The following is a 4,230-nucleotide window of genomic DNA, read 5'->3' as shown; positions in this document are numbered from 1 at the left end:
TTAGGGGGTCAATTTGAAATGGCGAAGGGGGGTCAATTTAGCCGGAATTTACAATGGATTTCTGTAAACACCATTTTTTCAGCTCGATAATATCTTGTGCATTCATACATTTTATTTTATAGTGTGTTTTCCCTATTTTTACTTTTGATTTAATTTCCGTACTTTGCTGTTTGTTTTAAAATGAGACAACAAAAATACAGATATAATCTGTATATGCAGATTATATCTTGTTAATTAAACGTTAATGATATTGATTGATTGTAAACGTAGTTGCATTTATTTATAACTAATTGGTTTTGTTACGGATGTGCGTATTAAAAATCTTTGGGAAAATGACCTTAAAACATGCGAAGGAGTTAGATGACTTATTAAACAAAGCCTTAAATGTAGATTGGATTGGAAATGGCGCCCTTGCAGGAATAGCCAGGAGTGAGCAAGAGAGGAGGGTATATATACGAGACCATGATCTGTGCGCCTATATCGCAAGAGATTTTGGATATTTAGATCCAAGTACAGACAGGACTATTTTTAGGCTAAACGGATTAGGTAGAATAATAATGGACCTCAATAATAATAAGCCTTTCGAGGAATTGTTTTATAAAGAAGAACGGGCTAAAGAATTATTAATAATTGAAAAGGAAAGACTTGAAGATGATAGGAAATTTGAAAGAGAATTTAAGGAGAAATCGTTAAGAGCAAGTATTATAAGCCCTTTGGTAGCGGCAATTGTGGGTGGTATAATTGGTTCGGTATTGGCGTTTATTTTAAGCAGATTGAATCATTAAGATTTTAGTTCAAAGCCAAACCCCCATTCATTTGGAATATCAATAAATGACACAATGGAGAAATGCTCTAATTGATTAATAGCGTATTTGAGGGCGTTTTTGGCTTGTGCGACAGATAATTTATTTGCAGCTTCTTGAATAGCGGCTAATAATTTTTTCTCTTGCTCATTAAAGGGATAGCTATCGAAAGGCATAAGAATAATTTTATTTCTAACCGGTAATTTGAATTGATCAAAGATAGGAAATTAAAAATAAATACAGATATAATCTGAAAAAATGCTACCATCGGAACGTTTAAAAAAAGTAATTGAATATTTAAATATGGATATAGAGCCGTTCTCTAAATCCATAGGCAGGAAGCGCTCGCAAGGCATAAGAGATGTATTAAGCGGGAAAGCCAAAACAATTGATGATAAATTCGCAAATCAAATTATTTTGGCGCATCCAAATATTAGTAAAGTTTTTCTAATGACCGGAGAGGGCGACGTTTCGAATTTAGAAAATGATGCAGAAAAAGAAGCACAATCAAACAAAGAGGAAGATAATAGTTACCTAACCCATCGCAGAGATAAAAAGAATGGAGACGATGAAGACCTTATTCCCATATTCGATAGAACACTGGCAATGCAAGGAAGAATAACGGGAAGCCTCATCCCCACTACAGAAACGGATAAAACTGGACTTGTAAGAAAAGATATGTTTAAGAATGCTCAATTTGTAATACGATCCTCTGGGAACAGTATGATACCAACATACCCTTCAGATGCGTGGATAGGGATAAGAAGGATAAACGAACGCATATTAAATCCTGGAAGTGTATATGTGATAGATGTAGGTAGCGATTTGATTTTAAAACGAATTTATTATAAAGATGACGACCAATATAGCGGTTTCCTTGTGTGTCTAAGCGACAACACGATGCTAGAAGAAGGGGGAGCAAGAAAGGGCAAATTAAAATACCCTCCTTTTGAAGTAAGCTTGACGGACGTATTGGGGGTGTATAAAGTTACTGATTATTACCGACCAAATGAGATTGAGGTACTTAAATAAAAATCATTAACAAATAAAACTTTTGCACAATGAGAAAAATATTATTAGCAACGGTTATAATTTTCGTAAGCTGTCATTGTGGAGCGCAGCAACTACAATCCTACTTTAAGTTCAGATGTAAAACTGAAAGATTTTATTTTTTAGATAACTCTCATTCATTTGCATTTTGTAGCGACAAGCAAGACACCTCTTTTATTTGTACATTAGATTTAAATAAAAATAAATTTACAGATTATTCTGTTTACCCCGCTGTTAGCTATGATATAGTGTCTAAGGCATCTCAATATTCAAATAGTAAACTAAAGTTAGATTTCATTAAATATGCAATGATAAATCCTTCGGGAAAGGATTGTGGGCTAAGGATTGCTTTCACACTTGATGAAAATGGGAATGAAACTGTACCTGTTTATATTTATATAGACTATCCCTTTTTGGGGATGCAATATTTAGCAGAACCCGAAAATGAGTAAATTTCACGAAAAAAAACTGCAAACAAATCACGCAATGAAAAGAGAAAAATTATTTTTTGCGCTTCTTATTATAGCGATACTTTTCAATATTTATCAACTAGTAAATGAAAAAATATTTGAACATAAAGTGGAAAAGCAACTTACATCGATAAATAATGACATTAACCATATTGGGAGTGGTAGAAGTTCAGTGGCTACATCTTCTGATATTGATGATATAAAAATTAGATTAGATAATATTGAAGAGGAAGTAACGGATTTGCAAAATAATTAATCAATGAAGCAATTATTATTCATATCATTCATTTGTATTTGGGTGACATCGTGTGCGCAGAAACCTTGCAATAAACTTCCATCTCATTTTACTTCTTATAAGGAGGCCATACATGATGTGGAGGCGGCAACATTTAATTTTAGCGAGGGTTTAAACACATCAAAAAGCGGATGGATAGAGAATGCGCACTATTATATAGCTGTGACGGGAATAAAGGATTTCTTATAGTGAAACTAAAAGGCAAAAAATACATTTATAAAGATGTTCCGAAAAACGTTTGGAATAGATTCAAAACGGCTAAATCATTTGGAAGTTATTATGACCATTACATAAAGCACTATTACCAATTACACTTATTAACAAACAAAACTTTTACGCAATGAATCAAAATGTATGGATAATAACAACAGGTATTGCGATTGGAGCTTCTCTTTGGCTTGCCTTATCGGTAGCAGATAAAAGAAAAATTGGTAAATTTTGGGGATTATTTTTCTGCATTTGTTTTACACCCATCTTTGGCGCAATCTTTATTTTTAACAGCCCCAAGAAAGACGAAAATATACATATATCAAAAAGTGGTATCAGTTTGCGTTTTATTAGCGGCATTATTTTAATAATTATTGGGGTGCTAGTTATTTTAGGATATTGCGCATCGAGATCTATTAATAATTCTGCCGCTATTAACGGCGCTAGTGAAATGCCTCTTGCTTATTCTTCATTCTCGGCTCAATTAGGCGAATTTATTGCTCATTTATTTTTATATGTAGGGTTACCGGGATGGGGAATTTATCTTCTCAAAAATGCGACAACATATAAAAGGGGGAATAGCTTATAAATTTAAAAATTGCAAATAAATCATAATGAAAAAATGGAAATTTTACTTAGGCTGTTTTCTGATATTTTTTATCATTACAGACCCGTCGTTCAACGATTTTAAAAGTTTTGTTGGAAACAGAACTGTTTATTCTGCAAGCGATCATAGTTTTAATAGCCTTCCGGGTTCGCCAATCGAAGGGCAATATTATAGGTCTTCAAACTTTTTTCTTTTCTCCTTCTATTCGTCCGGACATTATGAATATTTGGGGATTTGCGGAAACTTTATAAAGATATAACAATGACAGATGCAGAATATTTAGAGCTGCTCAGGCAGGAGAGGGGGTTAACGCAGCAGGAGATGGCCATTAAATTAGGGCTTACCCGGCAGTCTGCATACACGTACTACATGCAGCAAGGAAACTTTAAGAAGCGTGCTACCATCAACAATTTTAAACGCAAGTTGAAAATAAAACTCTGGCACGATGAAAAAGAAGTGGTTAAAAAGGAGGAGTTGATAAATGTACTTTACGAACGGGTCGTTTATTTAGAGCATTTAATCACGCAAAAAAACGTGAAAGAAATACGTGAAAGTATTGAAAACAAAAGGAAAATAAAGGAAATCAAAGTTAACAATTAGAGTTAACAGCAGGTAAATGTTAATCTGTAATACGTTGTAAATCAATAGCTATTTTGGAGAAAATCGGGTCATTACGATCCCGCCCCTCGCAACTAAGGCTTCACAGTAATGTGAGGCTTTTTTATTGGGTGCCGCTTTTTCAAATTATGAAAAGATTTTTGGGATCAGGTTGAAATATTGGGGGATGTGTTTCATTAG

General features: G+C 33.8%; 9 protein-coding genes. 8 read left to right on the top strand and 1 reads right to left on the bottom strand.

Translation table 11 applies throughout. From position 1 onward, the window contains the following. Positions 1 to 332: 332 nt before the first annotated feature. A complete protein-coding gene (locus ACQR30_RS07375; protein ID WP_429733445.1) occupies positions 333 to 785 on the top strand; it encodes a hypothetical protein in 453 nt (150 codons plus the stop codon). Here ACQR30_RS07375 and ACQR30_RS07370 read toward each other — a convergent pair. Next, the gene (locus ACQR30_RS07370) at positions 782 to 979 is read right to left on the bottom strand and encodes a hypothetical protein (protein WP_429733442.1); all 198 of its coding nucleotides are present in this window, start codon (positions 977 to 979) and stop codon (positions 782 to 784) included. The genes ACQR30_RS07375 and ACQR30_RS07370 overlap by 4 nt on opposite strands. A gap of 82 nt (positions 980 to 1,061) precedes the next feature. Between ACQR30_RS07370 and ACQR30_RS07365 the strand changes: the two genes are divergently transcribed. The 7 genes from ACQR30_RS07365 (at position 1,062) to ACQR30_RS07335 (ending at position 4,032) form a co-directional block, all read left to right on the top strand. After that, positions 1,062 to 1,835: a S24 family peptidase gene (locus ACQR30_RS07365; RefSeq protein ID WP_429733439.1), complete on the top strand. Its 774-nt coding sequence runs from the start codon at positions 1,062 to 1,064 to the stop codon at positions 1,833 to 1,835. A 29-nt stretch (positions 1,836 to 1,864) separates the two neighbouring features. Continuing rightward, positions 1,865 to 2,305 (top strand): hypothetical protein, encoded by a 441-nt coding sequence (locus ACQR30_RS07360; RefSeq protein ID WP_429733436.1) that lies wholly within the window; start codon positions 1,865 to 1,867, stop codon positions 2,303 to 2,305. Between the two features lie 34 nt (positions 2,306 to 2,339). Further along, positions 2,340 to 2,579: a hypothetical protein gene (locus tag ACQR30_RS07355; RefSeq protein ID WP_429733434.1), complete on the top strand. Its 240-nt coding sequence runs from the start codon at positions 2,340 to 2,342 to the stop codon at positions 2,577 to 2,579. A gap of 3 nt (positions 2,580 to 2,582) precedes the next feature. After that, a complete protein-coding gene (locus ACQR30_RS07350) occupies positions 2,583 to 2,807 on the top strand; it encodes a hypothetical protein (protein WP_429733448.1) in 225 nt (74 codons plus the stop codon). Continuing rightward, positions 2,750 to 2,962 (top strand): KTSC domain-containing protein, encoded by a 213-nt coding sequence (locus tag ACQR30_RS07345; protein WP_429733431.1) that lies wholly within the window; start codon positions 2,750 to 2,752, stop codon positions 2,960 to 2,962. Before ACQR30_RS07350 ends, ACQR30_RS07345 begins: the two co-directional genes overlap by 58 nt. Continuing rightward, positions 2,959 to 3,414, top strand: a complete 456-nt coding sequence (locus tag ACQR30_RS07340) for a hypothetical protein (protein WP_429733428.1) — start codon at positions 2,959 to 2,961, stop codon at positions 3,412 to 3,414. The genes ACQR30_RS07345 and ACQR30_RS07340 overlap by 4 nt, the downstream gene beginning before the upstream one ends. A gap of 279 nt (positions 3,415 to 3,693) precedes the next feature. Continuing rightward, a complete protein-coding gene (locus ACQR30_RS07335) occupies positions 3,694 to 4,032 on the top strand; it encodes a helix-turn-helix domain-containing protein (protein WP_429733426.1) in 339 nt (112 codons plus the stop codon). Positions 4,033 to 4,230: the final 198 nt, after the last annotated feature.

The organism is Arachidicoccus sp. (genome assembly GCF_050436765.1).
Taxonomy (GTDB): domain Bacteria; phylum Bacteroidota; class Bacteroidia; order Chitinophagales; family Chitinophagaceae; genus Arachidicoccus.
Note: the sequence above shows the minus strand (reverse complement) of the source record. Positions and strands in the feature narration are given on the sequence as shown.

What these genes read in the sequence shown, in the direction of transcription:
- ACQR30_RS07375 (WP_429733445.1), top strand. Translation starts at nt 333, where the DNA reads ATGACCTTAAAACATGCGAAGGAGTTAGATGACTTATTAAACAAAGCC.
- ACQR30_RS07370 (WP_429733442.1), bottom strand. Translation starts at nt 979, where the DNA reads ATGCCTTTCGATAGCTATCCCTTTAATGAGCAAGAGAAAAAATTATTA.
- ACQR30_RS07365 (WP_429733439.1), top strand. Translation starts at nt 1,062, where the DNA reads ATGCTACCATCGGAACGTTTAAAAAAAGTAATTGAATATTTAAATATG.
- ACQR30_RS07360 (WP_429733436.1), top strand. Translation starts at nt 1,865, where the DNA reads ATGAGAAAAATATTATTAGCAACGGTTATAATTTTCGTAAGCTGTCAT.
- ACQR30_RS07355 (WP_429733434.1), top strand. Translation starts at nt 2,340, where the DNA reads ATGAAAAGAGAAAAATTATTTTTTGCGCTTCTTATTATAGCGATACTT.
- ACQR30_RS07350 (WP_429733448.1), top strand. Translation starts at nt 2,583, where the DNA reads ATGAAGCAATTATTATTCATATCATTCATTTGTATTTGGGTGACATCG.
- ACQR30_RS07345 (WP_429733431.1), top strand. Translation starts at nt 2,750, where the DNA reads ATGGATAGAGAATGCGCACTATTATATAGCTGTGACGGGAATAAAGGA.
- ACQR30_RS07340 (WP_429733428.1), top strand. Translation starts at nt 2,959, where the DNA reads ATGAATCAAAATGTATGGATAATAACAACAGGTATTGCGATTGGAGCT.
- ACQR30_RS07335 (WP_429733426.1), top strand. Translation starts at nt 3,694, where the DNA reads ATGACAGATGCAGAATATTTAGAGCTGCTCAGGCAGGAGAGGGGGTTA.